The organism is Nocardia sp. CDC153, from assembly GCF_035818515.1.
Taxonomy (GTDB): Bacteria; Actinomycetota; Actinomycetes; order Mycobacteriales; family Mycobacteriaceae; genus Nocardia.
The window spans coordinates 998,938-1,025,839 of record NZ_JAYKYU010000002.1; the positions used below are offsets into that span (position 1 = coordinate 998,938).

Annotated in this window: 22 protein-coding genes; 12 read left to right on the forward strand and 10 right to left on the reverse strand. The window is 68.2% G+C overall.

The genetic code is table 11. From position 1 onward, the window contains the following. Positions 1–41: 41 nt before the first annotated feature. Positions 42–1,502 carry an MDR family MFS transporter gene (locus VMT65_RS13210; RefSeq protein ID WP_326308436.1) on the forward strand — a complete coding sequence of 487 codons (1,461 nt, stop codon included), beginning with the start codon at positions 42–44 and terminating at the stop codon, positions 1,500–1,502. Between the two features lie 96 nt (positions 1,503–1,598). Here VMT65_RS13210 and VMT65_RS13215 read toward each other — a convergent pair whose 3' ends face one another. The 5 genes from VMT65_RS13215 to VMT65_RS13235 form a co-directional block, all read right to left on the reverse strand. Beyond that, positions 1,599–2,042 (reverse strand): SRPBCC family protein, encoded by a 444-nt coding sequence (locus tag VMT65_RS13215; RefSeq protein ID WP_326308437.1) that lies wholly within the window; start codon positions 2,040–2,042, stop codon positions 1,599–1,601. Beyond that, on the reverse strand, positions 2,042–2,398 hold the full coding sequence (locus VMT65_RS13220; RefSeq protein ID WP_326308439.1) for an ArsR/SmtB family transcription factor: 357 nt from the start codon (positions 2,396–2,398) through the stop codon (positions 2,042–2,044). The genes VMT65_RS13215 and VMT65_RS13220 overlap by 1 nt, the downstream gene beginning before the upstream one ends. Before the next feature lie 119 nt (positions 2,399–2,517). Continuing rightward, positions 2,518–5,280, reverse strand: coding sequence for a phosphoenolpyruvate carboxylase (ppc, locus tag VMT65_RS13225; protein WP_326308440.1), 2,763 nt, complete (start codon positions 5,278–5,280; stop codon positions 2,518–2,520). Positions 5,281–5,340: 60 nt separating this feature from the next. Next, a complete protein-coding gene (locus VMT65_RS13230; protein WP_442790245.1) occupies positions 5,341–8,019 on the reverse strand; it encodes a bifunctional acetate--CoA ligase family protein/GNAT family N-acetyltransferase in 2,679 nt (892 codons plus the stop codon). Between the two features lie 28 nt (positions 8,020–8,047). Further along, positions 8,048–9,286, reverse strand: a complete 1,239-nt coding sequence (locus VMT65_RS13235) for an acetoin utilization protein AcuC (protein ID WP_326308441.1) — start codon at positions 9,284–9,286, stop codon at positions 8,048–8,050. 204 nt (positions 9,287–9,490) lie between these two features. Between VMT65_RS13235 and VMT65_RS13240 the strand changes: the two genes are divergently transcribed. Together VMT65_RS13240 and galE are read left to right on the forward strand one after the other, a co-directional pair. Then, the gene (locus tag VMT65_RS13240) at positions 9,491–10,177 is read left to right on the forward strand and encodes a metal-dependent transcriptional regulator (RefSeq protein ID WP_326308442.1); all 687 of its coding nucleotides are present in this window, start codon (positions 9,491–9,493) and stop codon (positions 10,175–10,177) included. 3 nt (positions 10,178–10,180) lie between these two features. Further along, positions 10,181–11,167 carry a UDP-glucose 4-epimerase GalE gene (gene galE / locus VMT65_RS13245; RefSeq protein ID WP_326308443.1) on the forward strand — a complete coding sequence of 329 codons (987 nt, stop codon included), beginning with the start codon at positions 10,181–10,183 and terminating at the stop codon, positions 11,165–11,167. Between the two features lie 4 nt (positions 11,168–11,171). Here the strand turns inward: galE and VMT65_RS13250 are convergent, their stop codons facing one another. Together VMT65_RS13250 and VMT65_RS13255 are read right to left on the reverse strand one after the other, a co-directional pair. After that, a complete protein-coding gene (locus tag VMT65_RS13250) occupies positions 11,172–12,308 on the reverse strand; it encodes a DUF4192 domain-containing protein (RefSeq protein ID WP_326308445.1) in 1,137 nt (378 codons plus the stop codon). A gap of 251 nt (positions 12,309–12,559) precedes the next feature. Continuing rightward, positions 12,560–12,994, reverse strand: coding sequence for a VOC family protein (locus VMT65_RS13255; RefSeq protein ID WP_326308446.1), 435 nt, complete (start codon positions 12,992–12,994; stop codon positions 12,560–12,562). 95 nt (positions 12,995–13,089) lie between these two features. Here VMT65_RS13255 and VMT65_RS13260 point away from each other — a divergent pair, with 95 nt between their 5' ends. Both VMT65_RS13260 and VMT65_RS13265 read left to right on the forward strand, forming a co-directional pair. After that, positions 13,090–14,040: a helix-turn-helix transcriptional regulator gene (locus VMT65_RS13260; RefSeq protein WP_326308447.1), complete on the forward strand. Its 951-nt coding sequence runs from the start codon at positions 13,090–13,092 to the stop codon at positions 14,038–14,040. 124 nt (positions 14,041–14,164) lie between these two features. After that, positions 14,165–14,722, forward strand: coding sequence for a hypothetical protein (locus VMT65_RS13265; protein WP_326308448.1), 558 nt, complete (start codon positions 14,165–14,167; stop codon positions 14,720–14,722). Positions 14,723–14,872: 150 nt separating this feature from the next. On the opposite strand, the gene VMT65_RS13270 is transcribed toward VMT65_RS13265, so the two are convergent. Next, entirely contained in the window at positions 14,873–15,706 is an 834-nt protein-coding gene (locus VMT65_RS13270; RefSeq protein ID WP_326308450.1) for a sensor domain-containing protein, read from the reverse strand. Between the two features lie 105 nt (positions 15,707–15,811). Here VMT65_RS13270 and VMT65_RS13275 point away from each other — a divergent pair, with 105 nt between their 5' ends. From VMT65_RS13275 to speD, 4 genes are all read left to right on the forward strand, one after another. Continuing rightward, positions 15,812–16,765 (forward strand): proteasome assembly chaperone family protein, encoded by a 954-nt coding sequence (locus VMT65_RS13275; protein WP_326308451.1) that lies wholly within the window; start codon positions 15,812–15,814, stop codon positions 16,763–16,765. Between the two features lie 46 nt (positions 16,766–16,811). Continuing rightward, positions 16,812–19,322: a DEAD/DEAH box helicase gene (locus VMT65_RS13280; RefSeq protein WP_326308452.1), complete on the forward strand. Its 2,511-nt coding sequence runs from the start codon at positions 16,812–16,814 to the stop codon at positions 19,320–19,322. Between the two features lie 207 nt (positions 19,323–19,529). Next, positions 19,530–20,630 carry a type III PLP-dependent enzyme gene (locus VMT65_RS13285; protein WP_326308453.1) on the forward strand — a complete coding sequence of 367 codons (1,101 nt, stop codon included), beginning with the start codon at positions 19,530–19,532 and terminating at the stop codon, positions 20,628–20,630. Between the two features lie 12 nt (positions 20,631–20,642). Next, positions 20,643–21,857: an adenosylmethionine decarboxylase gene (gene speD / locus VMT65_RS13290; protein ID WP_326309165.1), complete on the forward strand. Its 1,215-nt coding sequence runs from the start codon at positions 20,643–20,645 to the stop codon at positions 21,855–21,857. 115 nt (positions 21,858–21,972) lie between these two features. Here the strand turns inward: speD and VMT65_RS13295 are convergent, their stop codons facing one another. Beyond that, complete coding sequence (locus VMT65_RS13295) at positions 21,973–23,010, reverse strand: beta-ketoacyl-ACP synthase III (RefSeq protein ID WP_326308454.1); 1,038 nt, start codon at positions 23,008–23,010, stop codon at positions 21,973–21,975. A gap of 161 nt (positions 23,011–23,171) precedes the next feature. Here VMT65_RS13295 and VMT65_RS13300 point away from each other — a divergent pair, with 161 nt between their 5' ends. The 3 genes from VMT65_RS13300 to VMT65_RS13310 are packed head-to-tail and all read left to right on the forward strand — an operon-like array spanning position 23,172 to position 25,284. Next, on the forward strand, positions 23,172–23,756 hold the full coding sequence (locus VMT65_RS13300) for a TetR/AcrR family transcriptional regulator (protein ID WP_326308455.1): 585 nt from the start codon (positions 23,172–23,174) through the stop codon (positions 23,754–23,756). 51 nt (positions 23,757–23,807) lie between these two features. Further along, positions 23,808–24,791, forward strand: a complete 984-nt coding sequence (locus tag VMT65_RS13305) for an aldo/keto reductase (protein WP_326308456.1) — start codon at positions 23,808–23,810, stop codon at positions 24,789–24,791. Between the two features lie 55 nt (positions 24,792–24,846). Next, on the forward strand, positions 24,847–25,284 hold the full coding sequence (locus tag VMT65_RS13310) for an RpiB/LacA/LacB family sugar-phosphate isomerase (protein WP_326308457.1): 438 nt from the start codon (positions 24,847–24,849) through the stop codon (positions 25,282–25,284). Here VMT65_RS13310 and VMT65_RS13315 read toward each other — a convergent pair whose 3' ends face one another. After that, a complete protein-coding gene (locus VMT65_RS13315; protein WP_326308458.1) occupies positions 25,285–26,880 on the reverse strand; it encodes an acyl-CoA synthetase in 1,596 nt (531 codons plus the stop codon). Positions 26,881–26,902: the final 22 nt, after the last annotated feature.

The following is a 26,902-nucleotide window of genomic DNA, read 5'->3' on the forward strand; positions in this document are numbered from 1 at the left end:
TATCGATTGAATTTCTTTAGTCGCTATGGTTTTCTGGTGGCATGAACTCGATTACCACAGCTCAGGCTCCGCGCAACGTGCGCTGGATCCTGCTCGGCGTCATGCTCGCCATGCTGCTGGGCATGCTCGACAACATGATCATCGGCACCGCCATGCCGACCATCGTGGGCGAACTCGGCGGGCTCGACCGGCTGTCCTGGGTGGTGTCCGCCTACACCCTGGCCACGGCCGCATCCACGCCCATCTGGGCCAAACTGGGCGACCTGTTCGGCCGCAAGACCAACTATCTGACCTCGATCGCGATCTTCCTGATCGGCTCCGGACTGTCCGGGGCGGCGCAGAATATGGATCAGCTCATCGGTTTCCGCGTGCTGCAGGGCATCGGCGCGGGCGGGCTGGCCGCGGGCGCGTTCGCCATCATCGGCGAGCTCATTCCGCCGCGCGAACGCGCCAAGTACATGGGCATGACCGCCTCGGTCATGGCCTTCGCCACCATCGGCGGGCCGCTGGTCGGCGGGTTCGTGACCGATCACCTCGGCTGGCGGTGGGCGTTCTACTTGAATCTGCCGCTGGGCATCATCGCGTTCGCATGGTGCCAGGCCACCTTGCACCTGACGGCGCGGCGACCGAACGCCAAGATCGACTATCTGGGCGCGGCACTGCTGACGGTCACCATCTCGGCCATCGTGCTCATCGCTACCTGGGGTGGCTCCGAATATGCCTGGGGCTCACCGCAGGTGCTCACCGCGATCGCCGTGGCGGCAATCGGGCTGCCCGCGTTCCTGTGGTCGCAGACGCGTGCGCCCGAGCCGATCATTCCGCTGAATCTGTTCGGCAACCGCAACTTCGCGCTCGTCTCGGTGCTGTCGGTGGTGGCCGGGGTGACCATGTTCGGCGCGGTCAGCTTCCTGCCGCTGTTCCAGCAGACCGTGCAGGGCGCATCGGCCTCGAACTCCGGGCTGCTACTGCTGCCCATGATGGTGCCGATCATCGTGGTCTCGCAGCTCGCGGGACGGGTGATGAGCAAAACCGGTCGGTACAAGGTGTTTCCGATCGCGGGCGGCGTGCTGCTGACCGCGGGCAGCATCGCGCTGGCCACCATGGACACCGACACCAGCCGGTTCACCGCGGGGGTGTACATGGCGATGCTGGGCGCGGGCATGGGGTTTCTCATGCAGATGACGGTGCTCATCGCGCAGAACAGTGTGGCGATGAAGGACATCGGCGCGGCCTCGGGCGTGCAGACGCTGTTCCGGACCCTGGGTGGTTCGTTCGGCGTGGCCCTGTTCGGGGCGCTGTTCAACCGGCAGGTGCGCGGTCACGAGCATCTCGCCGGGGTGGCCGCCGGTATCGACAGCATCTTCACCTGGTCGGCGGTGCTGTGCGCGATCGGTTTGGTGGCGGCGCTGTTCATCGTCGAGGTGCCGCTGCGGCAGCCGGGCGCTCCGGCCGCCAGCGCGGGCGATCGGGCTCCGGCGAAAGAGACTGTGCCGCAGGGGTGATACCCCCGAAGCAGCCGAGCGGGCTGTGCCGCTTCCCCGAGCGTCTCGCGGCGAGACGCGGAGCGACACAGCCCGTCGAGTGTTGTCCTCGACCGACTAGGCGGCGGCGATGACGGCATCCAGCTTGCCGAGCATGGCCTGCCAGCCATTGCCCATGATGCTGCGCGCCCGCTGCATGACCTGATCCTCCGGATCGAAGCCGCTGTGGCTGAACAGGATTCGGGTGCCATTGCCCTCGGGCCGCAGCGCCCAGCTGATGACCCAGCCGCTCTCGCGATCGGCCTGCGCGTCGTTCCAGGTGATGCTGAGCAGTTCCGGCGCGATGACCTCGAGGACCTTGCCGCGGATTTCGCCGGAGAAGTTCTGGCCCGGCATGGCCTGGGTCTTCATCTCGAACTCGTTGCCCACCACCGGCTCGAAGCCGATGGGCTGCATCATCCACTGCCCCATGAGTTCCGGGGTGGTCAAGGCCCGCCACACCTTCTCCGGCGGATGCGGATAGAACTGGTCGAGTTCGATCTTGGTGATGTCGTCGGTCATCATCGGTCCTTCTCCTCGGTTTCCTCGGGCATGGCATCGAGTACCGCACCCAGATCACGCAGCCGGGCCCGCCAGAACCGTTCGAACGGATCGAGCCAGGACTGCAGGTCGTGCAGGGGATCCGGTTCCACTCGGTAGAACCGCTGCCGACCGCGCTTGTCCTCGGCCACCAATCCGGCGTCCCGCAGCACCTTCAGATGCTCGGAGACACTCGGCCGCGCCATATCGAAGCGCTCGGCAATGACCTGCACCGACTGCTCACCCCCGAGCAGCAGCTCGAGAATGTCGCGCCGGGTGGGATTGGCCAGCGCCCCGAACACTCGATCGGCGCTTCCGGATTTCAAGCGGTACGGCATACGCCAACAATAGGTAGGACTTTACCTACGTGTCAACCGTAGGATTTTTCCTACGTAAATAGTCGAAGGATGGCCACGGCATGCGATGCCGTGGCCATCGAGACGAGATGCCCGATCGGCTAGCCGGAGTTGCGCAGGGCGGTGGCCAGGCCGTTCATGGTGAGCAGGATGCCGCGTTCGACCAGTTCGGAGGTGTCGCCCGCGCGGCGGCGGCGCAGGAGTTCGACCTGAAGTTGGTTCAGCGGCTCGAGATACGGGAAGCGGTTGTGAATGGATTCGGCCAGCGCCGGGTTGTCGGCGAGGAGTTCGTCGGTGCCGGTGATGGCGGCGTGCATGCGGACGGTGCGGGAGTACTCGTCGCAGATCATGCCGAAGACCTTGTCGCGCAATGCCTTGTCGGGGACCAGGTCGGCGTAGGCGGCGGCGATGTCCATATCGGCCTTGGCCATGACCTGGGCCAGGTTCGACAGGACGGTCTGGAAGAACGGCCAGCGGCGGTAGAGATCGGACAGGGTGGCCAGGCGGTCCGGGTCGTCGCCGATCCACTGTTCGAAGGCGGTGCCGGTGCCGTACCAGCCCGGGAGCATGACCCGCGATTGACTCCAGGCCATGACCCACGGGATGGCGCGCAGGTCGTAGACGGAGTTGGTGGGTTTGCGCGAGGCGGGGCGGCTGCCCAGGTTCAGGTCCGCGACCTCGGCGATGGGAGTGGAGGCGCGGAAGTAGTCGACGAAGCCGGGGGTCTCGTGGACCAGCTTCGAGTAGGCGACGCGCGCGGATTCGGCGAGCTCGTCGAGGATTTCGTAGGCGGGCTCGGCATCGGGGCCCAAGCCCTCGACATCGAGCAGGGTCGATTCCAGGGTGCCGGCGACGAGGGCTTCCAGGTTGCGGTAGGCGGTGCCCGGGTCGGCGTACTTGGTGGAGATCACCTCGCCCTGTTCGGTCAGGCGCAGTGAGCCGCGCACCGCACCGGCGGGCTGGGCCAGGATGGCGTCGTAGCTGCGGCCGCCGCCGCGGCCCACCGTGCCGCCGCGACCGTGGAAGAGCCGCAACCGGATTCCGGTCTTGCGGGCGGTGTCCACCAGATTCAACTCGGCGCGATACAGCGCCCAGTTGGCGGCCAGATAGCCGCCGTCCTTATTGGAATCCGAGTAGCCGAGCATGACCTCCTGCTGCATGCCGCGCGCGGCCACCAGCCGCTGATAGGCGGGCACTTCCAGTGCGGCCGAGAGGATTTCGGCCCCGTGGCGCAGGTCGTCGATGGTCTCGAACAACGGCACCACGCCCACCGGACTCGACGGCGGGGTGTCCGCGTCGCCCGGGTCGAGAATGCCCGCCTCCTTCAACAGCAGGGCGGCCTCGAGCATGTCGCTGACCGAGGTGCACATGCTGATGATGTAGTTGGGCACGGTGTCCGGGCCCAGATCGTCGAGCGCGGTCTTGGCGGCGCGCACCACCGCGAGTTCCTTGGTGGCCAGCTCGCTGAGCGTGGCGTTCGGCCCGACCAGCGGGCGGCGGGTGGTCAGCTCGGCGGAGAGCAGTTCGACGCGCTCGCTCTCGTCGAGGGAGGCGTAGTCGGAATGCACTCCGGCCCAGGCGAACAGCTCGGCGACGACCTGCTCGTGGGATTCGGAGTTCTGGCGCATGTCCAGGCCCTGCAGGTGGAAACCGAAGGTCTCCACGGCCGCCCGCAATGCGGCCAACTGATTGTCGGCGAGCAGTCCATCGCCGGAGGCGCGCATCGAAGCGTCGACGATGCTCAGATCGGCCAGCAGACCCTCGGGCCCGGCGTACGGTTCCGCACCGACATCGATTCCGTCCGTGGGGATCTCCCCCAGCGACCGGCAGGCCGTGGCGCTGAGCCGGGCCCGGATGCCGCGTATCGCACGGCGATAGGGCTCGTCCGCGCGCTGCGGCGAATCGTCGAATCCGGCATCGGCCAGCGCCGCCAGCTCCGGGGTCACCGGCACCAGCCGCGCCGACTGCGACAGCGTCTTCTCCAGCTCCACCAGCGATTTCAGATACCGGTCGAAGGCCACCGCGCCCGCCCGGTGGGTGGCGCGGTGCACCACGTCGGCGGTGACGAAGGGGTTGCCGTCGCGGTCGCCGCCGATCCAGGAGCCCGGCCGCAGGATCGGACGGCGCAGCAGGTCGTGGCCGGGCCAGCGCGAGCGCAGCGCGGCCCGCACCTGATCGTTGATGCGCGGGATGACGTCGAACAGCGTCAGGTCGTAGTAGCGCAGCCCGACCTCGATCTCGTCCTGAATTCGCAAGCGCGCCAGTCGAATCAACGCCGCCCGCCACAGCTGCAGCACCTGCCGCCGGATATCGACCTCGAGCTCGGCGAACTCGGGCTCGAATTTGTTGTAGCGGCCCCGCTGGCGCATGAGTTCGGTGATCCGGGCCTGCACGTCGAAAATGGTGCGCCGCCGGGTCTCGGTCGGATGGGCGGTGATGACCGGGGAGACCAGGGCGTCGACCAGCAGGTCCGCGACGTGGTCACCGTCGGGTCCGGTGGCGTCGAGCTTGCGGTAGGTGGCAGCCAGGCTGGAGTCCTGGGGCGGCTCCCCCGCCGCGATGTGCACCGCGCGCCGCCGATCGCGCTGCAGGTCTTCGGCCAGATTGGCCAGCAGCAGAAAGTGACTGAAGGCGCGGATCACCGGAATGGCGGTGTGGATGTCCACATCGCGGAGCATTTCGGCGACCGCGCTGCGCTCCACCTCGGAGCGGCGCACCTTGAACGCCTCCACGCGCACGGCCTCGATGAGGTCGAAGATCTCCGCGCCCTCGTGGTCGCGAATGGTGTCACCGAGGATCCCGCCGAGGAACCGGATATCGTCGCGCAGTGGCGCGGTGGCCGTCTCGATCTGGTTTACCTGCACTACGTTCACCTCTCCGAAGCGATTGCTTCTTCTCCTGTCGCGGCCGTTCGTGGCGGCCGCTCAACCCATTCGGCGCGGACCGATGTCGAACCTGTTGGGTTCCGGCCCGATCCGCACCCGCCCGTACAGCACGGCCGCGCCCTCCGGCGAGGCCAGCACCGGTTCGCACTGCAGCTCCCGCACCTCCGGCAGGGCGTCGCAGAGCGCCGAGATCCGTTGCGCCAGTTCGGCCAGCGCGCCCTTGTCCACCGGCTTGCCGATATCGCGGCCGCCCACCGTGCCCGACAGCAGCGGGGCCGCGCGCGGGGCGTCGATGAGTTCGGCCGATTCCGCCTCGGTCAGCGGGAGGGCCCGGTACACGCGGTCGCCCAGCAGATCGATGATGGTGCCCGAGAGTCCGAAGCTGATGACCGAGCCGAACGACGGGTCGTCCTGCACCCGGAAGGTGCAGCCGACGCCCTTGGTGGCCATGCGCTGAATGTGCACGGGATTGCCGGAGATCTCGGTCAAATCGGTGAAGGCGCGCCGTACGGCGTCCGCACGCCACAGATCCAGGCGGACGCCGGTGAGATCGGGCCGGTTGCGCCACATCTCGCCGGTGGCCTTGGCCGCCACCGGGTAACCCAGCTGATGGGCGGCGGCCACCGCGGCATCGGCGTCGCGCACCTCCCGGAAGTCCACCACGTGAATTCCATAGCAGCCCAGCAGTTCCGCGGCCTGCAGGTCGGTCAGCCAGTGTCCGGCGTCGTCTGATATCCACTGCCCCAACAGCTCTCGCGCTCGGGCGGTGTCCACCCCGTCGGGTCGGGCGATGGGCGAGAGCGGGCGGGTGCGCCACTCGGCATAACGACGGGCCCGCGCCAGAGCGCGGGCCGCCCGTTCCGGGTCGCCATAGGAGGGGATGGATCCACGTTCGAGAATGCCGCCCAGCCCGCGGGTGGCGAGCAGATTGGGCATGCCCTGGTCGGCGACGAAGGTGGTGAGAACCGGTGTGGCCGGATCGGATTGGGCTCCCGAGCGAATGGCCTCGGCGAAGGAGGCGACGGCGGCGGGCACCGGCGGCGAGTAGATGACGATGACCGCGTCCACCGCCGGGTCGGTGACGGCCGCGGCGACCGCGGTCAGATAGTCGGCCGGGCTCGCCTGCGGGCCGAGGTCGATGGGCTCGCCCACCTCGAGTCCCTCGCCGCGGGCCGCGTCGACGGCCAACCAGCTCAACGCGGCGCTATTGCCGATCACCGCCAGCCGCGGTCCGGCGGGCAGCGGCTGATAGGCCAGCAGCATGGCGCAGTCGAAAAGCTCGGTGATGGAGTCGACCTGGATGATTCCGGCCTGCGCGAACAGATTGCGCACCAGCGACCGATCCAGGTCCCGGTCCCCGTCCATGCGCGCCACATTGCGGCCGCTGTTCACCGCCACAATGGGTTTGGTGTGGGCCACCCGGCGCGCGATGCGGGAGAACTTGCGCGGATTGCCGAAGGTCTCCAGATACAACAGCACCACATCGGTGTCCGGGTCGCTGTCCCAGTACTGCATGAGGTCGTTGCCGGAGACGTCGGCGCGGTTACCGGCGGACACGAAGGTGGACAGGCCCAGCTGCCGTGCCGCCGCCTCGCCGAGGATGGCCGCGCCCAAAGGTCCGGACTGACAGAAGAATCCGATGCGCCCGCGCCCGGGCAGGACCGGGGCCAAGGTGGCGTTCAAGGCGATCGCGGGGTCGGTATTGGCGATGCCGAGGGCGCTCGGGCCCACCACGCGCATGCCGTGCGCGCGGGCGGCGTCCACCAGTTCCCGCTCGGCCTCGTACCCGCGCGGCCCGGATTCGGAGAATCCGGCGGTCAGTACCACCAGCCCCTTGACGCCCTTGGCCATGCAGTCGTCGAGCACCGAGCCGATCTCCTTGGCGGGCACCGCGATCACCGCCAGGTCGACCTCGTCCGGAATATCGCGCACCGTCGGATAGGCGCGGACGCCGCGCACCGCCGTGCGGTGCCGGTTCACCGGGAACACCGGCCCCTGATACGCGCCCGAGAGCAGGTTGGCCAGCACCGCGCCACCGACCCGGCTGGTCGAGGGCGTCGCCCCGATCACGGCGATGGACTTGGGCGACAACAGGTTCCCGACGCTGCGCGCCTCCGAGGCCCGCTCGCGCGAATCCCGCACCGACAGCAGCGCCTCGGTGGGGTCGATGGCGAACTCCAGGTGCAGCACCGAGCCGTCGCGACTGCGCTGCACCTGATATCCGGCGTCCCGGAACACCTGCACCATGGCGTTGTTCTCGGCCAGCACCTCGGCCACGAAGGTCGCGATATCGTTCTCGGCCGCCGCGCCGTTCAAATGCTCGAGCAGGATCGAGCCCAGCCCGCGCCCCTGATGCCCGTCGGCCACCACGAACGCCACCTCGGCCGCGCGCGGCCCGGGCCGATCGGCGAGGTATTCGTACCGCCCGACGGCGATGATCTCGTCGCCGAGCTCGATCACCAGCCCGACCCGGTCCCGATAGTCCACGTGCGTGGTCCGATACAGGTCCTTGGGCGTCATGCGCGGATACGGCCCGAAGTACCGCAGATACCGTGTGCGATCCGACAGCCCCTCGTGAAACCGCTCCAACCCCTCCGCATCGGCGGGCGTGATCGGCCGCAACCGCACCACACCGCCGTCGGAGGCCAGCACATCGGCGAACCAATGCTCCGGCGGCGGAGGCGGATTCACCGGCGTGCCGGGGGTATCGGGCGGCAGCGGCGGGGTGAAGGTCGGATCGGCGGGGTCAGTCACGGGGATCCTCCGGATCCAGGCCGAGCAGGCCGAAACTCGCCCGGCGCGTTGCCAATACGGATGTGTCGAGGGCCCGGCGGGCGCGGTCGGCGCGCTCGTCGCCGGTCTCGCGGCCGCCGCCGGGGCCGTCCCAGCGGGCGAAGGCGGTGTCCGCGCCGTCGCCCATGGTCTCGGGGGCGGCGACCATGGGCGCGTATCTGCCCACCTGCTCACGCCATTCGGGCGGGGTCGGCGTGGCCGGGTCGATGGTGCGGTCCAAGGCGGTGGCCAGCAGATGGGTCCAGGCCCGCGGCACCACCCGGATCAGCCCGTATCCCCCGCCGCCGACCGCGAGCCAACGGCCCTCGGCGTAGCGGTCCGCGAGCTCGCGCATGGCCAGGAAGGCGGCGCGCTGACCGTCGACACTGAGTTCCAGATCGGCCAGGGGGTCCTCCCGGTGGGTGTCGACGCCGCACTGGCTGATCACGATCTGCGGCCGGAACGCCGCCAGCGCGCCCGGCACCACGGCGTGGAAACCGCGCAGCCACAGCGGATCCCGGGTGCCCGGCATGATGGGCAGATTGATGGCGGTGCCCTCGGCCGCGCCCGCGCCGGTCTCCTCGGGCCAGCCGGTATTGGGCCACAGGGTGGCCGGGTGCTGGTGGATGGACACGGTCAGCACGCGCGGGTCCCCGTAGAACACGCGCTGTACCCCGTCGCCGTGGTGGACGTCCACGTCGATATAGGCGATGCGGTCGAAACCGTTGTCCAGCAACCACGAAATGGCCACCGCTACATCGTTGTACACACAGAACCCCGCTGCCGAGGCGGGCATGGCGTGATGCATGCCACCGCCGATGCTCACCGCCCGCCGGGTGCGCCCGGCCGCGATCTCCCGGGCCGCGGCCAGGGTGCCGCCCACGATCACCGACGCCGCCTCGTGCATGTGCGGGAAGACCGGATTGTCGGCCGACCCGAGTCCGTAGGGCGGGTCGGCCGGGGCGGGGCCGGGCGGTTGCTGGGCGTGCTTGACCGCCTCGATGTAGTCGTGGGTGTGCACCCGCAGCAGTTCCGATTCCCCCGCCTGTGTCGGTGTGAGCCGCTCCACTCCGTCGAGCAGTCCGAGCCCCTCGGCCAACGCCATGGTGAACTGCAGCCGGACCGGCCGCATCGGATGCTCGGGCGTCCAGGTGTAGTCCAGGAACCGATCGGTCCAGACAACGGTTCCGTCACCACCAGCTAGGCCAGGCATACCTGCCACGCTAATGCGTCGGAGGGCTTCGTACGCTCTAGGCACCGCAATGCTGTCGTACCGGGATGGCAGGATGCCGCTCGGAAAACGCGCAGGGAACACGCTGTGCGTCCTGGGTGTTGACAGTGCGTTCGCGAAATAAGCTGTCGCCCGGTGCAGCCGCCGTGCATGGGTAGAATTCGTGCCGACGAAGGGGTTTAACAGGTGAAGGATCTGGTCGACACCACGGAGATGTACCTCCGTACCATTTACGACCTCGAGGAGGAGGGTGTCACGCCGCTGCGCGCCCGCATCGCGGAGCGCCTCGAGCAGAGTGGACCCACGGTGAGCCAGACGGTCGCGCGCATGGAGCGCGACGGTTTGCTGACCGTCGCCGGTGATCGCCATCTCGAGCTGACCGACAAGGGCCGCTCCATGGCCGTCGCCGTCATGCGCAAGCACCGGCTGGCCGAGCGGTTGCTGGTCGACATCATCGGGCTCGAGTGGGAGAACGTGCACGCCGAGGCGTGCCGCTGGGAGCACGTGATGAGCGAGGAGGTGGAGCGCCGCCTGGTCGAGGTGCTCAACCACCCCACCACCTCCCCCTACGGCAATCCGATTCCGGGCCTGGACGAGCTGGGCGTCAAGCCCGGCTCCGGCGATGTCGAGAAGCTGGTCCGGCTCAGCGATCTGCCCTCCGGGCAGGCGCAGGCCGTGGTGGTGCGCCGGCTCTCCGAGCACATCCAGACCGATCCGGAGACCATCAATCAGCTCCGCGAGGCCGGTGTCGTCCCCGACGCCCGCGTCACCGTGGAGACCAAGCCGGGCGCGGTGATCATCTCGGTGCCCGGTCACGAGGGATTCGAACTGTCCGACGAGATGGCGCACGCCGTCCAGGTGAAGTTGGTCTGATACGTGAAGCTTCTGGTTACCGGAGGCGCCGGGTACGTCGGTGGCGTCTGCGCGCAGGTCCTGATCGAGGACGGCCACGAGGTCGTGGTCGTCGACGATCTGTCCACCGGCAATGCCGACGGCGTCCCGGCGGGCGCGAAGTTCGTGGAGGGCGATATCGCCACCGCGGGCGTCGAGCTCATCGCCGCCGAATCCTTCGACGGTGTGCTGCATTTCGCGGCCCAGTCGCTGGTCGGGGAATCGGTGGTGGAGCCGGAGAAGTACTGGCACGGCAATGTCGTGAAGACCCTCGCGCTGCTCGAGGCCATGCGGGCCGCGGGCACCCCGCGCCTGGTGTTCTCCTCGACCGCGGCCGTCTACGGCGAGCCCGAGCGGGTGCCGATCGTCGAGGACGCCCCCAAGCTGCCGACCAATCCCTACGGCGCGTCGAAGCTGTCCATCGACTACGCCATCACCTCCTACGCGAACGCGCACGGGCTGGCGGCGACCAGCCTGCGCTATTTCAATGTGGCCGGCGCGTACGCCGGGCTCGGCGAGAACCGTGTGGTGGAAACCCATCTCATCCCCCTCGTGTTGCAGACCGCGTTGGGTCAGCGCGAGTCGATCTCGGTGTTCGGCACCGACTACCCGACGCCGGACGGCACCGCGGTGCGCGACTACATCCACATTCGCGATCTGGCGCAGGCGCATCTGCGGGCGCTGGCGCAGTCGCAGCCGGGTGTACACCGCATCTTCAATCTGGGCAGCGGCACCGGTTTCTCGGTGCGCGAGGTCATCTCGTCGTGCGAGCGGGTGACCGGCCTGCCGATCAACGCGGTGGACGCCCCGCGCCGTGCCGGCGACCCGGCCGTGCTGGTGGCCTCCAGCGACAAGGCCATCGCCGAACTCGGCTGGCGGCCCGAGCACACCGATCTCGACGAGATCGTCTCCGACGCCTGGGATTTCCTGCGCTCCCTGGGCGATCGCGCGCACTCCGCGCGCCGGCGCTGACCCCTCATCGCGGCTCCGGCCCGAGGTGGATGCCGAGTTCGGCGGCCATCTCGCGGCCGGACTCGGCGAGGCTGCTCAATCGCGCCGGCGGTACGCCCAGGCGCAGACCGGATTCCAGCAACTGGGCCATCCGATGGTCGGGATCGGCGGCCAACGCGACCTCCAGGGCCACACCGGCCAGCGGTCCGTCACCCCGCGTGTAGGCGCAATAGGCCAGCAGGGCGGCCGCCGCCGCGCGGTCCGGGTCCGGCAAGGCCCGAACCAGTTGCAGCCACAGCGCTTCCGCGCCGTCGGCGCGGGGACCCGGGGCGAGTGCGAACATGATGTCGCGCAGCGCCTTGTCCCGCAGCGCCACTCCCACCTCCGCCACCTCGGCGGCGGTGAGCCGGGCACCGGACTCGACCCGTTCGAGATACCGCAGCACCCTGCACACCTCGACGCGCAGGTGCACCTGCGGACTGCCGTGCCGCACAACGCGTGCCAGCCGTTGCACCGCGGCGGCGACGGCCACGGGAATGGCCGGGACGGTCGCCTCCCGCAGAATCGGGTCGAAGGCGAGTTCCTCGGTGAGCTCCTGCCGGGAGGCCCGCAGCGGGCGTCCCTCCAGCACGTGCCGCAGGGTGACCATCGAGGTCGCCGGATCGGGTTGCGGCCCGCGCGACCACACCCCGGTCACGGTCCACCACGGCAGGTCGGGTCCGATCTCCCGCACCGCCCAGGCTCCGGCCAGCGGGACCGCCTCGGCGTCCAGCCGATGTTCCAGCGCCGCAATGAGATCCCGGTGTTTCCCGGCACGCTGTCCGCTGTGTTTGCGAGTCGGCACCGTCGCGCGGTCGTCGACGATCACCGCGAGGGCCGCCACGGCCCGGTGTCGCACACACAGTCCCGCGACCTGGTCGACCAGGATGCGGGTCGCGCAGCGCCCCGGATTGTCCAGATCCATCCGGGTCACCATCTCGACCGCGGCACCGCCCGGCCGACCCGGATCCGCCGTTAGCAGCGCGACCACCAGGGACCTCGCGGGCATGAAGCCGAGCATGGCCGGGATGGCGGCGATCAGGTCGCCGGGTGCCCGCAGACAGGTGCTGGGCGGGGTGGCGTCGATGGGATCGGGTGCGGCGGAGTCGATGTGCGCTGTCATGCCGTCGAGCGTGCGCCGGGTGGTAAACCGGGCCAGATGGCCGACCTGGGGTTTTGCCGAGGCTGTGGATCTTTCGGGGAGTTTCCGGCGCGTCCCGGATGCCTCGGCGTGGCCCGAAGCCGCTGGCTCGAATGTGTCGGTGGCCGTGGCTATCCTGCGCCGCGGCCAACCGAACTCAAACTTGAAATGGATTCATTTCATTTCACCCGAACGGTCGCGTCCCCGCTGCTACAGTCCGCCAATGCACAGCACTAGGCAGGCCGGGACTCCCTGGACTCCCCGGACTCCCGGGACTTCGCGAGCATCTCCAGGTAGTGCGGATTCGACATGATGCCAAGCACATTGCCGAACGGATCCACCACCGAGGCCGTCACGAATCCGGTCCCCTCACCGCGTTCGATGATCGGCTCGTGGACGGTGGCGCCCATGTCGAGCAGTCGCTGAAAAGTGCCCGCCACATCATCGACATGCCAGTTCACGATCTGCCCGCCCGGTCGATCCGGGTGGGAAGGCGCGAACTTCTTGTTGATGATCCCGAGCTCGGCCTGGTAGTCGCCGATGCGGAACTCGTAGTACCCGCCCGGCACGGTGAAATACGGTGCCACACCGAGCAATTCGCTGTACCAGTCCTTGGCCGCCTCCAGGTCGTCGGCGTAGTAGTTGACGGTCGCCATTCCGCGCAGCATTTCGGTCTCCTCGATCGGGGTGGTGCTCGATGTGAATCAATCATCGCGCCCAAAGTGCTCACCAATTGAGCACTTTTTTGGAGACAATTCCGGGTATGCGCGCGGATCGATTGGTGGCCACCCTGCTGTTCCTGCAGACCCGGGGTCGGGTGACCGCGGCGGAGGTCGCGGCCGAGCTCGAGGTGTCGGTGGCGACCGCCCGCCGGGACCTGGAAGCCCTGTCCACGGCCGGGATTCCGGTCTATCCGCAGCCGGGGCGCGGCGGCGGCTGGGCCCTGGTCGGCGGCGCGCGCACGGATCTGAGCGGGCTCACCGCCACCGAGGCCCAGGCGCTGTTTCTGCTGCTGGGCCCGGTCGCCACGGCCACCCCGGCCACCAAGTCGGCGCTGCGGAAGCTGTTGCGCGCCTTGCCGCAACCGTTTCGGCTCGAGGCCGAAGCGGCGGCGGGCGCGATCGTGGTCGACCCGGCGCGCTGGGGCGAATCCGATGAGCGACCGCCCGCCCTGGTGGACGAGCTGCAGCGAGCGGTGGTGCGCCGCCGCCGGATTCGGCTCGGCTACACCCGGGCGGGGCAGCGCACGCGGCGACTGGTCGATCCGTGGGGCCTCGTCGACAAGGACGGCGTCTGGTACCTGGTGGCCGGAACCGAGCAGGGGCAGCGGACGTTTCGGGTGGACCGCATCGCGACGGTGGAGAGCACCGACGAGATCGCCCACCGCCCGGACGATTTCGACCTCTCGACGGCCTGGTCGCAGGTGGTCGAGGAGGTCGAACGGCATCGGTCCACGCTCGCGGCGACCGTGCTGATCGAGGCGGCGCTGGCGCCCGTGTTGCGCAAACAGCAAGGGCGACATTGCGTCCTGGACGGCACGGCCGATGACGGACGGGTTCGAGCCCGGATCACCGCGCCGACGCCGCTCATGATCGCCCAGCAGTTGGCGGGCTGGGGCGCGGCGCTCGAGGTGGTCGAGCCGGAATCGGTGCGGGCCGAACTCGCCCGGCTCGGCAGCGAGTTGGTGCGGCGGTACGCGCCTACTCACCGGTAGCCGCTTCGCAGTCATGCGATAACCGAATCATGTTGCAGCAGTGTCGATTTCGCAAAATTCGGCGGTTCGTCACTGTTACAGTCCGCCCGGCGCGACCCCTTCAACGCGCCGAAAGGAACCACCCATGAAAACTCAGCTCCACCGACCAGCCGTAGGTGTCGGCGCGGCGGCCGCGCTCGCCGTCCTGGTCGGCACGATGGCGGCCCCGGCCGGTGCCTCGATCGATAAGATCCAGGTCGCCGGTCTCACCAGCGACAAACCGTGCTCGGTCGCCGACGGTTGCATGATCGAGGTCGCGCTCGATGGCTCCGACCAGCTGAGCCCGGTCGATTTCCTGGTCAACGGCGCGGTCATCGGCACCGTCACCCCGACCTCCTTCGGTGCGGGCGCGGCCGCCAACATGCCCTGGCACCCGACCGACCAAGGCACCTACACCGTCGGCGCGCACCAGGGCCTGTCGACGGTGACCACGGTCTACAAGGTGGGCTCGGCCAGCACCTGCCCGCCGATCTCCTCGTTCCTGCCGGGGTCGGCCAGCGGCGGCTCCTCCGGCACCGGCTCGGGCGACAGCGGATCCGGCGGCACCGGTTCGCTCAGCGGTTCGGGCGGGAGTGGTTCGGGCGGTTCGGGTTCCGGCAACGGTTCGGCGTCGGGTTCCAACACCCCGCTGCCGGTCTGCTGAATCTCGCTACCCGCCCGCGGAGACCGGGAGCCGAACGGGCAGGGGTCGGCTCCCCACCGGGGCCCTCGCCCGTCTCGGCACTCAGTCCTCGCGCGCCTTGCCGTCCAGCCCTTGCGCGCCTTGCCATCCAGCCCCTGCGCGCCTTGCCGCTCAGCCCTTGCGCACCTTCCGCAGCGCTGTGGTGAACAACGCGTCGAGCGCCTCACCGTCCGACGTGGACCCGGATGTCATGTAGGTCACAGCGATTCGCACATCGCCGATCTGGCCGATGAGCGATTGCATGGTGCGGGTGAGCCCGCTCGCGCTCTTCTCGCTGCCGACCGTGCGCTTGATGGCGAGCGTGTCGTCGGCATTGGCGGGCGGCGGCGGATCCAGTTGCGTGGTCACCACCGAGGTGGACCCGGCGTGCCCGAGCCGCACGGTTCCGCAGCGCTGCAACTGATCTCGCAGTGTCGACAGCGGCTTGTCCGAGCGCGTGAGCACCACCGTGAGCGTGGCGCGCGTGGTGTCGTCGGTGCCGACGGCGGTCACCGGCCCGGCCGTGGGCGCCAGGGGCGCGCAGCCGCTCGGATCCACCTGTGCCCCCGGCAAGTAGCCGTCGAGATCGTCGGCGGCCTGTTTGGCGGTGTCGGCCGGAAGCACGAGCGCGGTGTAGCGCGAGGGGAATTGCGAGGGGTCGGGCAGCAGCTTGGTCAGCGCGCTGTCGGCGCTCGCGGCGGGTGTGACCGGACCCCGCACCGCGGTCGGATGTCCCGACACCGAGGTCGCGCATCCAGCCAGCAGCCCTCCCAGCACCACCGCTCCCACGGCCTGCCCCACTGCTCCCACGGCCTGCACGGACCTGCGATGCCTGCTGCGCATGGGAGTTCGGAAGGCCACCGTCACCTCGACCACTATGCCGAAAAGCGGCTGTTCGCACCGATTGCCACGCCGCAGGTCGCGTTTGTTGCCCGCAGTGATCGGAGCGCCGGGAATGCGTGTCACCCTTCGGCGTGTTGCACCGCTGGTGCGGGTGGTGCACACCTGTCATGCCCATGAGGGACAATGTTTGTTGGTCGCGCAAGTGGGCCACGCAGGAAGGAGCGCGCGATGGACTACGAGTCGCGAATGTACGAGCTGGAATTCCCGGCTCCGCAGCTGTCGTCCGACGATGGCTCGGGTCCGGTTCTGGTGCACGGTCTCGAGGGCTTCACCGATGCCGGGCACGCGGTGCGCCTGGCCACCACGCACCTCAAGGAGAGCCTCGAGCACGAGCTGGTCGCCTCGTTCGACATGGACGAGCTGCTCGACTACCGGTCGCGGCGTCCCCTCATGACCTTCAAGACCGATCACTTCTCCGACTACACCGAGCCGGAGCTGAGCCTGTGGGCGCTCAAGGACACCGCCGGAACCCCGTTCCTGCTGTTGGCCGGGCTCGAACCGGATCTGCGCTGGGAGAAGTTCGTCACCGCGGTGCGCCTGCTGGCCGAACAGCTCGGCGTGCGCCGCACCATCGGACTCTCTGCCATTCCCATGGCGATTCCGCACACCCGTCCCCTCGGCGTCACCGCGCACGCCTCGGATTCGGATCTGATCGGCGATCACCAGCGCTGGCCGGGTGAGCTGCAGGTGCCGGGCAGCGCCTCCTCGCTGCTGGAATTCCGTATGGCCCAGCACGGGCACGAGTCGGTCGGCTTCTCGGTGCACGTGCCGCACTACCTGACCCAGACCGCCTACCCCGAGGCCGCGCAGACCCTGCTCGAGAACGTGGCCGAGAACGCGGGTCTGGAACTGCCGCTCGCCGCGCTCACCGACGCCGCCGCGCGGGTGCGCGAACAGGTCAACGAGCACATCGCGGGCAACTCCGAGGTGGAGACCGTGGTGCAGGCGCTCGAGCGTCAGTACGACAGCTTCGTCACCGCTCAGGAACGCCAGTCCAGCCTGCTGGCCAGCGAGAACGACCTACCCACCGGCGATGAGCTGGGCGCGGAGTTCGAGCGCTTCCTGGCCGAGCAGGCCGGGTTCGGCGAGGGCGACGAGCCGGAGAACCCGCCGCTGCGGTAGTGGTCGTTGCGGGGATTCGGGTCGGTGACCGGTAACGTTGGGCGGCGTGCAGCTGTCCGAATTGGTTCCCGACCGTGCCGTATCCGACGTGGACCCGGAGTGGTTGTACGAGACATTCGCCGAATGGGCCGGCGGTGAGGGCCTGAACCTGTATCCGGCGCAGGAAGAAGCGCTGCTGGAGCTGGTCACCGGCTCGAATGTCATCCTCAACACCCCGACCGGGTCCGGCAAGTCGCTGGTCGCGCTGGGCGCGCACTTCGCGGCCCTCAACAAGGGCGAGCGCAGCTACTACACGGCACCGATCAAGGCGTTGGTCAGCGAGAAGTTCTTCGCCCTGTGCGAGATCTTCGGCGCGGACCGGGTCGGCATGGTGACCGGTGACGCCGCGGTCAACCCCGAGGCCCCGATCATCTGCGCGACCGCGGAGATCCTGGCGAATCTGGCACTGCGCGAGGGCGCGGCGGCCGATGTCGGTCAGGTGATCATGGACGAGTTCCACTACTACGCCGATCCCGATCGCGGCTGGGCCTGGCAGGTGCCGCTGATCGAACTGCCGAAGGCGCAGTTCCTGCTCATGTCGGCCACCCTCGGCGAGGTCGACTTCTTCGCCCAGGACCTGACCCGGCGCACCGGGCGCGAGACCGCGATCGTGTCCGGCTCGGAACGGCCGGTGCCGCTGAGCTTCTCGTATGTGCGCACCCCGATCACCGAGACCCTCGAGGATCTGGTGACCACCAGCCTCGCCCCGGTCTACGTCGTGCACTTCACCCAGGCCGCCGCCATGGAACGCGCGCAGGCGCTGATGAGCGTGAACATCTCCTCCAAGGCCGAGAAGGAGGCGATCGCCAATGCCATCGGCGAATTCCGCTTCGCCACCGGCTTCGGCAAGACGCTCTCGCGGTTCATCCGCCACGGCATCGGCGTGCATCACGCGGGCATGCTGCCCAAGTACCGGCGACTGGTCGAGAAGCTCGCACAGGACGGACTGCTGAAGGTGGTGTGCGGCACCGACACGCTCGGCGTCGGCATCAACGTCCCCATTCGCACGGTGATGCTGACCGGGCTCACCAAATACGACGGCGTGCGCACGCGACGGCTCAATGCCCGCGAGTTCCATCAGATCGCGGGGCGGGCCGGGCGCGCGGGCTACGACACCATGGGCACCGTCGTCGTGCAGGCGCCCGAGCACGAGGTCGAGAACGCGCGGCTGATCGCCAAGGCGGGCGACGATCCCAAGAAGCTCAAGAAGGTCCAGAAGAAAAAGCCGCCCGAGGGTTTCGTGTCCTGGTCGGAGGAGACCTTCGACCGGCTGGTGGCGGCTTCGCCGGAACCCATGGTGTCGCGGTTCAATGTGACCAACTCCATGCTGCTGAATGTGATTGCGCGCAAAGGCAATTGCTTCTACGCCATGCGGCATCTGCTGGAGGAGAACCACGAGCCGCGCGCGGCGCAGCGCAAGCACATCCTCAAGGCGATCCGGCTGTACCGGGCGCTGCGCGACGCGGGCGTGGTGCAGCAGCTCGACGAACCCGACCAGTACGGACGCCATGCCCGGCTCATGGTGGATCTGCAGCGCGACTTCGCCCTCGATCAGCCGCTCTCGCCGTTCGCGCTGGCGGCGCTGGAACTCCTCGACAAGGAGTCGCCGACCTACACCCTCGATGTCATCTCGCTCATCGAGTCCACCCTCGAGGATCCGCGCCAGCTGCTCATGGCCCAGCAGCACAAGGCGCGCGGTGAGGCCGTCGCGGAGATGAAGGCCGCCGGCATCGAATACGAGGAGCGCATGGAACTCCTCGAAGAGGTCACCTGGCCCAAACCCCTGGCAACCGAACTCATCGAGCCCGCGTTCGAGACCTACAAGGCCGGACACCCGTGGGTCTCGGAGTTCGAGCCCTCCCCCAAATCCGTGGTGCGCGAGATGGTCGAGCGGTCCATGACCTTCGCCGAACTCGTCTCCGGCTACGAGCTGGCCCGCTCCGAGGGCGTGGTGCTGCGGTACCTGGCCGACGCCTACCGCGCGCTGCGGCGGACCGTGCCCGAACAGGCGCGGACCGAGGAACTCGACGACATCACCGAATGGCTCGGCGAGCTCATTCGCCAGGTCGACTCCAGCCTGCTCGACGAATGGGAGCAGCTGACGAATCCGGGCGCGGAGTCCGACGAGCAGCAGGTGGCGTTCGGGGCCGAGACCGTACGCCCGATCTCCGCCAATGAGCGCGCCTTCCGGGTGCTGGTGCGCAATGCCATGTTCCGGCGCGTGGACCTGGCCGCCCTGAAGCGCTGGGACGTGCTCGCCGAGATGGGCGATGAGCTGGACTGGGAGGCCGAACTGGGCCCCTATTTCGACGAATACGAGACCATCGGGACCGGCCCGAACGCCCGTGGACCACAACTGTTCCGGGTCGAGCAGCGGCCCGGATTCTGGGATGTGCGCCAGGTGCTCGACGATCCCAATGGCGACCACGGCTGGTCCATCAACGCCATTGTCGATCTGGCCGAGTCCGACGCGGCGGGGGAAGTGGTGTTCGACGAGGTTTCGGTCACCGCGGGCTGAGTTCGGGACCGATCGCGCGCGCGGGGGTCACACTCTTGTAAGACGTCGCGCGGGGCATCCTAACGAATCCCGGCGTTAGAGTGACGTAATCGATCGTCCACCGGTTCGTTTTTCCAGGCTCAACGCGTGTATTGTCGCGCAGGTTGCCTGAGTCCCCTGCCACTGCGGCCGACAGAAAAGAGTTCCCTTAGATTGCCCGGTCGAAACATGCCCGAGTCGCCGTGTCTGGTCATCGACCTCGACAAGGTCCGCGCGAACTACCGCGCACTGCACGCCGCCCTACCTGCGGCACGAATTCGCTTCGCCGTCAAGGCGAGTCCCGTGCCGGAGATCATCCGGCTGCTGAACGACGAGGGCGCGGAGTTCGACGTCGCCAGCGTCGGTGAGATCGAACTCTGCCTCGCGCAGGGCGTCGATCCGGCCGTCATGTGCTACGGCAATCCGATCAAGAAGGCCTCCCAGATCGCCACCGCCTACGCGGCGGGCGTGCGACGCTACGCCTTCGACACCGAGGACGATCTCGAGCGCATCGCCGAGCACGCCCCGGGCTCCGAAGTCGAGTGCCGGTTCCTGTCCTCGGCCCCGCAGTCGCAGACGCCGTTCGGGACCAAGTTCGGCTGCGCGCCGGGTGAGGCCAAGCGGCTGCTGGTGCGGGCGCACGATCTGGGTCTGCAGGTCGTCGGTCCCTACTTCCACGTCGGCTCCCAGCAGCTGGATCCGAAGGCGTGGGGCATCGGCATCGAACAGGCGGGTGCCATCGCGGAAGCGTTGGCGGTCAAGGATATTCCAGTCACGGCGGTGAATATCGGTGGGGGACTTCCGATTTCGTACGCCGATCCGGCTCCCGGACTCGCGGAGCTGGGCGCGGCCATCGCCGAGGCGGCGAGCCGCTATCTCCCGGAACACACCTCGCTCGTCGTGGAACCCGGTCGTGCCCTGGTGGGCAATACCGGCGTGATCCACGCCGAAGTGGTGAATGTTCGCGTAGCGCCGGACGGGCGGCGCTGGGTATACCTCGATATCGGCCGCTACAACGGCATGGCCGAGACCGAGAACGAGTACATCGCCTACCGATTCCAAACCGATCGGGACACGGATCCGAAGGACGAGGCTGTCGTAGCCGGTCCTACGTGTGACGGCGACGATGTACTCTATCAACGCACGCGTGTCCTCCTTCCGACCACGTTGCGAGCCGGTGATCCCGTTCGGATCCTCGAAACCGGTGCCTATACGGCGAGCTATTCGTCGGTGTCCTTCAACGGTTTTCCGCCTTTGACTGTGCATGTCACTGGCGCTGAGCGAGAGTGAGTTTTAGCCATGATCACGGCAGAATTCACCGGCTGGCATGTGCTGGCCGAGTTCGGTGGTGTCGACGCCAACCTCTGCGACGACCTCGAACGACTCGAAACCGCGCTTCGAAAATCGTTGGTCGCCGCGGGGGTGACCATCTGCGATGTCGTGAGCAAGAAATTCGAGCCGCAGGGTGTCACCATCCTGGCCCTCCTCGCGGAGTCGCACGCGTCCATCCACACCTACCCTGAGTCCGGCGACATCTTCGTCGACGTATTCACCTGCGGCAGCATCGGTTCCGGCGCCACCAAGGCGGTCGAGCTGCTGCAGCAGGAGCTGGCTCCGGGTTCGGTCAACATCGAGGTCATCCAGCGCGGCCACACCGCCCGCCGGATCCACGAGCCGGTGGGCGAGGGTCTGACCCGGGTGTGGAACACGACGGAAACCATCGTCGACACCAACACCCCCTTCCAGCACATGGTCATCGCGCGGACCGAGCAGGGCATCTCCCTGTTCTCCGACGACGACCGGCAGTCCACCGAGTTCTCGCAGCTCACCTACCACGAGGCCATGCTGGTCCCGGGGTACGCGCTGGCCGCGAAGCTGGACAAGGTGCTGATCATCGGTTCCGGTGAGGGCGTCGCCTCGCAGATGTCGGTGGCCGCGGGCGCCTCGCTCGTCGATCACGTCGACATCGACCAGCTGGAGGTGGAGCTGTGCGCCAAGCACCTCCCCTACGGCTACACCGAGGCCGATCTGGCCGAGGCGGTCGCGCAGACCGGCCCGATCAAGATGCACTACGCCGACGGCTGGGACTTCCTGGCCAAGGCCGAGGCCGCGGGCGTGCGCTACGACATGATCTGTATCGACCTGCCCGACGAGCGGGTCGAGGACGCGCAGCACAACCGGCTCTACGAGGACGACTTCCTCAACCGCTGCAAGGCGCTGCTGTCCGAGGGCGGCGTGCTCGCCGCGCAGGCCGGTTGTCAGACCATGTGGCGCAACGAGACTCTCAAGCGCTCGTGGACCCGCTTCCACAACCTGTTCGAGACCGTCGTTCCGTACGTGTCCGACGAGCACGAGTGGACCTTCATCTTCGGCACCCCGAAGGCGATCGCGGATCCGGTGGCCAAGATGACCGAGACCCTGTCGACGCTGCCCTACAAGGCCGCGACCATCGACGAGAAGGCCCTGGTCCGGGGCGCGATCGAGCCGCACGCGCTGCGTGTGGGCGTGAGCGTCTAGGTTCCGACGGCTTTCACCCGTTGCACCGAAGCGGCCCCGGCACACCACTGTGCCGGGGCCGCTTCGTTTTTCGTTGTTTCACACAACGGATTTCGTTGAGTGGCGACGTCGAAGGTCAGGAAATGGCGGGGAGCTTCACGACCTGCCCGGCGTAGGCCAGACCCGCACCGAAGCCCAGCAGCAGCGCGGTGTCACCGGGCTTGGACTCGCCCGAACGCAGCAACTGCTCCATCGCCATCGGGATCGAGGCGGCGCTGGTGTTGCCCGTCTGCGCGATATCCCTTGCGACAGCGATGGTTTCGGGCATGTGCAGGGCGCGCAGCAGTGCGTCGGTGATGCGCCCGTTGGCCTGATGCGGCACGAAGGCGTCCAGATCGTCCACCGTCACGCCCGCCTTGTCCAGGGCGTCGCGGCACGCCTTCTCCAAGAACGTGACGGCCCAACGGAATACGGCCGCGCCGTTCATGCGAATGTAGGGCCGCACGGTGGTGCCGCCGGTCGCCTCGGCCTCGGCCACCTCGGCGAAGTACTGCTGAAAGTCCTTGTCCTGCTTGATGGCGGCGGTCTGACTGCCGTCCGAGCCCCAGGCCACCGGGCCGATGCCCTCGACGTCGGAGGCGCCCACCACCACCGCGCCCGCGCCGTCGGCGAAGATGAACGCACAGGTGCGGTCGTCCTGATCGAGCAGGTCCGAGAGCCGCTCGACGCCGATCACCAGCACGTGGCGGGCCTGCCCGGCGCGCACCAGGTTGGCGGCATTGGCCAGGGCGTAGCAGAAGCCCGCGCAGCCGGCCGAGACGTCGAAGGCGGCGGTGTCGTGCATGCCGAGTTCGGTGGCGACCACCGCTCCGGCGGAGGGGCCCAGCACCATCTGGGAGGAGGTGGCCAGGATGACCGCGTCGATCTGCTGCGCGGTGACGCCCGCGGCCGCGAGCGCGTCGGTGGCGGCGGCGGTGCTCATGGACACGATGGTCTCGTCGGCCTCGGCCCAGTGGCGGGCCTCGATGCCGGACCGGGTCCGGATCCACTCGTCCGAGGAATTGATGCGGTCGACGATCTCGGCATTGGGCACCACCCGGCGCGGGCGGTAGACGCCCAGGCCGAGCAGCGCGGCATGGGCGACCGGGGTGGCGGTGGCGATCTGGGCGGGCATCCTCTGAATTCCCCTTGGGTTTGAAACACGGCCGATTTCGGTAGCGCGGCCGCGTTGGATACACGAGTATGTGAACCGATCGGTTCATACGGGAAAGGTTTAACATGGACCGATCGGTTCACACAAGTGCCGACGCAATTTCCATACCTGGAGGGATTCGGATGACGGCGGGACCGCGCGCCCGATTGATCGCGAGCACGATCACCACGGTCCAGGAGCACGGCGTCCACGCCGCCGGACTCAATGAGCTGCTCAAGCGCAGCAACGCCTCCCGAAACTCCCTCTACCAGCACTTCCCTTCCGGCAAGAGCGAATTGGTGGCGACCGCGGCCCGTCTGGTCTCGCGCATGGTCTACTCCCACGTGAGCCGCATGTCCGACGCCCTCCCGACCGCGCCGTCCCTGTCCGGCTGGGTCGACGAACTCCTCGCCTTCTGGCGCGGCCAACTCGAAACCAGCGACTTCCGCGCGGGCTCGTTCATGATGGCCGCGGCCCTCGACGAAACCGACCCCACCCTCCAATCCGCCGCCGGCCAAGCCTTCTCCGAATGGACCGCCCGCCTGGCCGACGGCCTCGTCGAAGCGGGCATCGAACGAGCCACCGCCTGCTCCCTGTCCGGCTTCACCCTCTCCATCATCGAAGGCGCGATCGTCCAAAGCCGAGCCCTCAAATCCGTCCTCCCCTTCACCGACGCCGGCACCCAACTAACCGTCCTCCTCCACCACCACCTCCCCAACCGCACCTGAGCCCCGAATCGGGTTGACTTGGAGCGCACTCCAAGTCGTAGCGTCGAGTGCATGATCGCGACCAGGAAACTCGGAGAACTGACCGTCAGCGCGCAGGGCCTGGGCTGCATGGGCATGAGCAGCGCCTACGGCGTCCGCGACAATGACGCCGAATCCATCGCCACCATCCACCGGGCCCTCGACCTCGGTGTCACCCTGCTCGACACCGCCAACATCTACGGCCCCGAGACCAATGAGCGCCTCGTCGGCCGCGCCATCGCCGACCGCCGCGACAAGGTCGTCCTCGCAACCAAATTCGGCATCGTCTGGGGCGAGCAGGGCACCATGGGCGCACGTGGCGACGCCGCCTATGTGAAGCAGTGCTGCGACGAATCCCTTTCCCGCCTCGGCGTCGACCACATCGACCTCTACTACCAACACCGCGTCGACCCGAACGTCCCGATCGAGGAGACCTGGGGCGCACTCTCGGATCTGGTCCAGGCGGGCAAGATCCGCTACGCGGGCATCTCCGAAGCCTCCGCCGACACCATCCGCCGCGCCCACGCCGTCCACCCGGTGACCGCCCTGCAAAGCGAATGGTCTCTGTGGACCCGCGACATCGAAGCCGAAATCCTGCCCACCTGCCGCGAACTCGGCATCGGCATCGTCCCCTTCTCCCCTCTCGGCCGCGGCTTCCTCACCGGCGCAATCAAATCCACCGCCGACCTCCCCGCCGACGACATGCGCCGCAATCTCCCCCGCTTCTCCGACGACAACTTCGACCGCAACCTAGCGATTGTCGCCGCACTGCGGGAACTCGCGGACGAAAAGGGAGCCACCCCCGGCCAACTGACCCTCGCCTGGGTCCAGAGCCGCGGCGACGACGTGGTCCCCATCCCCGGCACCAAACGCCGCACCTACCTCGAACAAAACGTGGCCGCCACCGAAATCACATTGACCACAGACGATCTGGCCCGCATCGAGGCAGCCGCCCCGCCCGAATCCATCGCCGGAGCCCGCTACCCCGAACACCTGGCCCGCGCCGCCGGCCGCTAGCCAAGCAGCGCATCCATCACTGCGCCAGTCCGGACCAGCGGCGATAATGCACTCCATGAGGATTTCGGTTGCTGCCGATGAGGAGACGGGTGTTGCCGCGGCTGTGGTCGAGGAGTTGCGGGGGCGCGGGCACGAGGTCATCGTGCACGGGGCGTTGGAGCCGTCGGAACGGGACGACTGGGCGTGGGCGAGTGAGGCTGCGGCCCGGGATGTCGCGGAGGGGCGGGCGGAGCAGGGGGTGGTGTGTTGTTGGACCGGGACCGGGGCTTCGATTGCGGCGAACAAGGTGCCGGGAGTGCGGGCGGCGCTGTGTGTGGATGCGTACAGCGCTGAGGGGGCGCGGAAGTGGAATGACGCCAATGTGCTTGCGCTCAGTTTGCGGTTGACGTCGCGGGCACAGTTGACGGAGATCCTCGATGCCTGGTTCGCCGGGGCTCCGAGCGAGGAGCCCGGCGATCGGGCGAATATCGCGCACGTGGATCGGATCGGATGATCAGGATTCGGCGGCCAGGTGGGCGTGTTGGGTGCGTAGTTCGCGTTTGAGGATTTTGCCGCTGGGGTTCTTGGGGAGGGATTCGACGAAGGTCACGTATTTGGGGACCTTGTAGCCTGCGAGGCGCTGTTTGCAGTGGGCGATGATGTCGGCGGGCGTGGGTTCGGTTCCGTTGCGGGCCACCACGATCGCGGTGACTGCTTCGATCCAGTGCGGGTGCGAGATGCCAATCACGGCCGCCTCGGACACGTCCGGGTGTTCGTAGAGGACTTCTTCGACTTCGCGGCTCGCGACGTTCTCGCCGCCGGTTTTGATCATGTCCTTCTTGCGGTCTACGACGGTGAGGTAGCCGTCGGCGTCCAGGACGCCGAGGTCGCCGCTGTGGAACCAGCCGTTGCGGAAGGCTTCCGCGGTTTTGGCCGGGTCGTTCCAGTAGCCGAGCATGGCCTGCGGGGAGCGGTGGACGATTTCGCCGATTTCGCCGGCGCCGACGGGGATGTCGTCGTCATCGACCACGCGGGTCTCGACATTGAGGGCGGGACGGCCCGCGGAGCCGGGCTTGGTCAGCTGGTCCTCGGGGGCGAGAACCGTTGCCAGCGGTGCCAGTTCGGTTTGGCCGTAGAAATTGGTGAGGCCCACGCCGGGTAGTCGCTCGGACAGTTCCATCAAGACCTCGACGGGCATGATGCTCGCGCCGTAGTAGCCCTTGCGCAGGGAGGACAGGTCGTAGCTGTCGAAATCCGGGTGGCGCAGCAGGGAGACCCAGACCGTCGGCGGGCAGAACAGTTTGGTGGCGCGTTCGGTTTCGATGGTGCGCAGGATGGTCGCCGGGTCGGGGCCCGGGAGCAGGATGCTGGTCGCGCCCAGCCACAGATCCGGGGTGAGGAAGCAGTGCAGTTGGGCGCAGTGATAGAGCGGGAGCGCGTGAACTTCGATGTCGGCGGCGCTCATTCGGCCGTCCACGACCACGCTCGTGTACTGGGCGATGAGGGCGCGGCTGGACAGGACCGCGCCCTTGGGGCGGGACTCGGTTCCGGAGGTGTACATGATCTGGATGGGATCGTCGTCGCCGACGCGGACCTCGGGCGCGGAGGCGTCGGGGTGCGTCCCCCAGTCGCGCACGTCCTCCCATCCGGCCGCGGCGGGCCGACCGCTGAGCCCGATCCAACCGAACAACCGAATCTCACTGTCCCCCAGCTGTTTCACCGCCGACTCCGCCTCGGCGGCCAACGCGTCCTCGCTGATCAACGCGATGGCACCGGAATGCTCGAGAATGAACGCCACCTCGTCGGCGGTGAGCATGAAGTTGATCGGCACCGAGATCGCGCCCAGCCGGGCCAGCGCGAAGAACGCCAGCACGAACTCCCGGCAGTTGTGCGAGTAGATGGCGACCCGATCCCCCTGCGCCACACCGCGATCGGCCAGACTGTGCGCGACCCGATTCACGGCGGCGTCGAGTTCGGCATAGCTCTCGCGCCGCTCCCGCCACACCAGCGCGGTCTTGTCCGGAACCCGGGCGGCGCTGCGCCGCAGCAGATCTCCGAGCGCCTGCGACCGCGCGCCCGCCACCGTCGATTCATGGCCCTGTGCATCCATGCGATCAACTTCTACCGCAGAA

Excerpts from the sequence above, each read along its gene's own strand:
- VMT65_RS13210 (WP_326308436.1), top strand. The coding sequence starts at position 42 with ATGAACTCGATTACCACAGCTCAGGCTCCGCGCAACGTGCGCTGGATC.
- VMT65_RS13215 (WP_326308437.1), bottom strand. The coding sequence starts at position 2,042 with ATGACCGACGACATCACCAAGATCGAACTCGACCAGTTCTATCCGCAT.
- VMT65_RS13220 (WP_326308439.1), bottom strand. The coding sequence starts at position 2,398 with ATGCCGTACCGCTTGAAATCCGGAAGCGCCGATCGAGTGTTCGGGGCG.
- VMT65_RS13235 (WP_326308441.1), bottom strand. The coding sequence starts at position 9,286 with ATGCCTGGCCTAGCTGGTGGTGACGGAACCGTTGTCTGGACCGATCGG.
- VMT65_RS13250 (WP_326308445.1), bottom strand. The coding sequence starts at position 12,308 with ATGACAGCGCACATCGACTCCGCCGCACCCGATCCCATCGACGCCACC.
- VMT65_RS13255 (WP_326308446.1), bottom strand. The coding sequence starts at position 12,994 with ATGCTGCGCGGAATGGCGACCGTCAACTACTACGCCGACGACCTGGAG.
- VMT65_RS13260 (WP_326308447.1), top strand. The coding sequence starts at position 13,090 with ATGCGCGCGGATCGATTGGTGGCCACCCTGCTGTTCCTGCAGACCCGG.
- VMT65_RS13265 (WP_326308448.1), top strand. The coding sequence starts at position 14,165 with ATGAAAACTCAGCTCCACCGACCAGCCGTAGGTGTCGGCGCGGCGGCC.
- VMT65_RS13275 (WP_326308451.1), top strand. The coding sequence starts at position 15,812 with ATGGACTACGAGTCGCGAATGTACGAGCTGGAATTCCCGGCTCCGCAG.
- VMT65_RS13285 (WP_326308453.1), top strand. The coding sequence starts at position 19,530 with ATGCCCGAGTCGCCGTGTCTGGTCATCGACCTCGACAAGGTCCGCGCG.
- VMT65_RS13295 (WP_326308454.1), bottom strand. The coding sequence starts at position 23,010 with ATGCCCGCCCAGATCGCCACCGCCACCCCGGTCGCCCATGCCGCGCTG.
- VMT65_RS13300 (WP_326308455.1), top strand. The coding sequence starts at position 23,172 with ATGACGGCGGGACCGCGCGCCCGATTGATCGCGAGCACGATCACCACG.
- VMT65_RS13305 (WP_326308456.1), top strand. The coding sequence starts at position 23,808 with ATGATCGCGACCAGGAAACTCGGAGAACTGACCGTCAGCGCGCAGGGC.
- VMT65_RS13310 (WP_326308457.1), top strand. The coding sequence starts at position 24,847 with ATGAGGATTTCGGTTGCTGCCGATGAGGAGACGGGTGTTGCCGCGGCT.
- VMT65_RS13315 (WP_326308458.1), bottom strand. The coding sequence starts at position 26,880 with ATGGATGCACAGGGCCATGAATCGACGGTGGCGGGCGCGCGGTCGCAG.